Raw genomic sequence first — 3,548 nt, forward strand, 5'->3', positions numbered from 1 at the left:
CACAGGCGGGGGACGACGCGCAGGACATAGTGGCGCTGCCCGCGGGAGGCGGCGTGGCCGCCGGTGAGCGAGGCGACGACGCCGTTGAAGACGCGGTAGCTGCCCTCGTCCAGGCGCAGCTTCAGGTCCACGCTCTGCGCCACCAGGGCGGCGGGATCGACGTTGTCGTCCATGGCGCGCACGGTCGCGCGGAACTCGAAGGGCGTCGAGATGCCCTCCGTCCCCTCCAGCGCCTCCAGCAAAAGCTGGTCGGGCCCCAAGGGGCTCTCGATCCCCAGCAACCGTTCCGCTTGCGTGTAACCGTCCATGGAGGCCTCACATAGGCTGGGCGCCGGCTGGGCGAACGCCGACAAGGGCGGCGATCACCAGGCCGGACACGATGATCATGATCATGGAAAAGGCCATCAACTCAGGCAGGCGGCCGGTCGCCGCCATGTGATCGACGTCCGCCTTGCGGTAAGGCGCCAGGAACAGGCGCCACAGGCCCGGGAACTCGCCGCTTCCCCCGGTCCTGGCCATCCAGGCCTTGATGGTCGAACGCCACTGCAGCAGGCCGACCATGAAGAACAGCGATAGCGCGGCGACGCCGGCGGCGGCCAGCAGGGGGGCCGCCAGCACCATGGACATGGACTTGCCGCCCAAGGCCAGCAGGGCCAGGCAGACGCCCAGCAGACCGAACAGGGCCAGGAAGGCCTTAGGCGTCCGTTCCCTGTCCGGCAGGCGCGCGGCCAGGGAGGCCAGCAGGCCCAGGGTTGGCGGAGGGGTGGGCGAAGTATGGAATGGTGGATTGGACATGGCGCGTCAGTTTCCCTGGATGATCGAGACGATCACGCCCAGGGCCATTAACGCCCAGGCCAAGACGGTTAAGCCGTCGGTAAATTCGATACGGCTAATGCCGTCGAGAAAAGCCGGCGGCCGGCGGCCCATCGCACCGCCCATGCCGTTGGCGGCATAGCGTTGCAGGATGGCACGTCCGTTGAGATGGAACACAGTGCGGACGATCAAGCCTACGCCGCCAAACAGAAGAAGCACGACGGCGAGTGCCACCACTGCCAGAAGGACATAGCGGGCGGCGCCCAGGGTATCGAAGGCACCGGCGTCGTTACCGAAAGAGGCTGCGGTCAGGCAGTAGGCGACCAGGAGCAGCGCCGCCGTCGCGATGGCTTTCACGAATGTGCGGCTGCCCGGCAACGGTACAGTTGCTCCCAGGCCGGAGATGCTAGCGATAAGGGTGTTCATGGATCAGCCTGCCGGTGCCAAGGCGTTCAACAGGCTGGTGATGGCGATGTCGAAGGCGCGTTTGTTGATGGCCGTCACCAGATAGGGGTCGGACGGGCCGGCAGGCGTGACCAAGGTGAAGACCGCCCAGCCCTTGGCCGTGGCGACCACCGTTTGCCGAACCAGGGCGGAGCGCTGGCCCAGCGTCGCGGGGGCGTCCGCCGTCCAGAAGGAAACCCCGGCGGTGCCCGTCGGTACCTCTCGCAGCGCGCCGTCGGCGAAGTTGGCGCCGAGGTGTCGCATCCCGTTCGCCACCAGGTGCGCGATCTGGTCGGGTGCCCGGAAGCGGTCGTGCGGGGCGGTGTAGACGTTGATCATGCCGGCCCGATCCGCGCCCGTGCCATTGGACAGGCCCCAGGACTGGCAATTGGCATCAACGCTGTCATCAGCCCGCACCGTCCAGGATGCCGGCACCTTGAAGCCCAACTGGAAGACCTTGTTCAGGGCGACGTCCTGAAGGATTTCCATGGTGGGCTGGGGCTTGGCCTCCGTCAGCTTGAAGGAGGCGGCCGCCACCAGGAAGGCGTCCTCCGCCGCGGCGTAGCGGCGTTCGGGGGCGAAGCTGTGCAGCAGGTAGATGAACTTGCCATTCTTGAAGGTGCGCAGCCGGTACAGATAGGGCTGGCCTTGCACGCTGCGCGAGGCCAGCACATCGGCGTTGCGGCCTGCATCCGACGGGACGCTGCGGCGGGCCACCACCGTGTAGTGGTTCGCCGCCATCCAGGGATCCAGCCAGTCCTCCGGCGCCACTTCGCGTTCGATCTGCTGGGCGTAGACCTCGGTGATGGCCTCCTGATTTTTTTCGCCATAACGGGCCAGCAATTGCAGGCGGCCGTCCGCTTTGGCGGGCCGTCCGTCCTTTTCGAACCACTGCCAGTCCTTGGGAATCATCAGCTCGAAGGCGAAGGCCTGAACCGGGCTGGGGAAAGCCTGGTGCAGATAGTCGCGCTCCACCTCCGCGCGGGTGGCTTGAACGGTGGTTCGCAGGTCGGCCATGGGTCGTTCCTTCGCGGTGATGGTCTCCGCGGCATGGGTACGCGGTGTAAGGACGGCAAGCAGCCCGGCCGCCAGGATGAAGAATAGGACGCCACGCTCCTGTCGGGCAGGGGACGTCATGGGGCACCTCCCTTGGGGGCGGGGCCTATGCTGGCGTCCAGGCCCGTCTTGATGCCCAGGCCGGCTTCGATGTCGCCGAAGATGCCTGCGTGCGTCCGCTGGTCCACCCGATCGTAGTAGCCGTAGCCGCCGGCGCCGATGCCGGCGCTGCCGGCGGAGACGCCCTGTTCGCCCTTGACCGCGATGGTCCAGTCATCGGGCACGCCGGGCAGCCAGCCGATGGGGATGGTAACGTTCTCTTCCGCGCTGGCCTGGGCCACGCGGGCGCCGGCCTTGCCGCCCAGCGCGGCGCCGACATAGCGGCCGTCGTCCCCCAGCAAGGCTTGGCCCTTGGCGTCGGCGGAGAACAACTCGCCCGCGCCCTTCACCCCGAGGCCACCCTTGTTCAGGTCGCCCGCGATACCTTCGCCGGTGACGCGCTGCATGGCGGCCTTGGCCTCACCTTGGGCGCCCAGGCCGTTGGTGGTCACCCCGGCGTGGCCGGTACCCTCGGCCGCGAAGATGTCCATGCCGCCGGAAATCTCGCCCCAGCTGTTCTTGCCCTTGGCCGAAATGCGGGCCATGGCGATTTCGCCCTTGGCGTCCACGGTGGCCTTGGTCGGGTCGGCGTGGGCGGTGATCGCCCCTTCCGCGCCCATGACCTTGGCGGTGACGGGGCCGGTGGTTTTGTTGGCGGCCCAGGCGGAGCCCTCGGCCTTGAAGTCCTGGCCCGGCGGCTTGGCCGGCGCCGGCTCCTTCATGTTCAGCCAGATCTTGCCGCCCTTGTGGCGGATGCCATCCTTGTCCATCACCACGGTGCTGCCGTTGCTGGACAGGATGATGTTGTCCGGCGTGAACTGGATGGAACTGTTACCCACCTTGAAGGCCAGCACTTGCCCCGCCTGGCGCACCGACGCCTTGGTCACCGTCTCGAAGGCGTTGTTCTGGACGACCATGGAGAGGTCTTTTTGGGAGTGGAAGGCGATCTCTTCGGCGCCGGCTTTGTCCTCCAGGGTGAAGAGGTTGAAGCCGCCGCCACCGGGGCTGCTGGCGGTGCGGAAGGTGGTCTGGGTTTTCTGGGCGGGCAGGCCGAGGGGGGCGGTGGTCTCGGAATTGGGGACGGAGCCCAGGATGACGGGGCGGTCCGGGTTGCCCTCCAGGAAGGCGACGACGAC

The 3,548-nt window shown here is 67.5% G+C and carries 5 protein-coding genes; all 5 read right to left on the reverse strand.

Annotation, left to right across the window (positions count from 1 at the left end; genetic code table 11):
- Positions 1 to 308: contractile injection system protein, VgrG/Pvc8 family (locus FBZ87_RS28915; protein WP_281289021.1), on the reverse strand; the 308-nt coding region annotated here is incomplete at its 3' end.
- A gap of 7 nt (positions 309 to 315) precedes the next feature.
- A complete protein-coding gene (locus FBZ87_RS28920; protein WP_145614024.1) occupies positions 316 to 795 on the reverse strand; it encodes a hypothetical protein in 480 nt (159 codons plus the stop codon).
- A gap of 6 nt (positions 796 to 801) precedes the next feature.
- Positions 802 to 1,239 carry a hypothetical protein gene (locus FBZ87_RS28925; protein WP_145614025.1) on the reverse strand — a complete coding sequence of 146 codons (438 nt, stop codon included), beginning with the start codon at positions 1,237 to 1,239 and terminating at the stop codon, positions 802 to 804.
- A 3-nt stretch (positions 1,240 to 1,242) separates the two neighbouring features.
- Positions 1,243 to 2,394 (reverse strand): DcrB/PsbP domain-containing protein, encoded by a 1,152-nt coding sequence (locus tag FBZ87_RS28930; RefSeq protein ID WP_145614026.1) that lies wholly within the window; start codon positions 2,392 to 2,394, stop codon positions 1,243 to 1,245.
- Positions 2,391 to 3,548: bacteriophage T4 gp5 trimerisation domain-containing protein (locus FBZ87_RS29425; protein ID WP_425465747.1), on the reverse strand; the 1,158-nt coding region annotated here is incomplete at its 5' end. The genes FBZ87_RS28930 and FBZ87_RS29425, both read right to left, overlap by 4 nt.

Source organism: Nitrospirillum amazonense (genome assembly GCF_007828035.1).
Lineage (GTDB): Bacteria > Pseudomonadota > Alphaproteobacteria > Azospirillales > Azospirillaceae > Nitrospirillum > Nitrospirillum amazonense.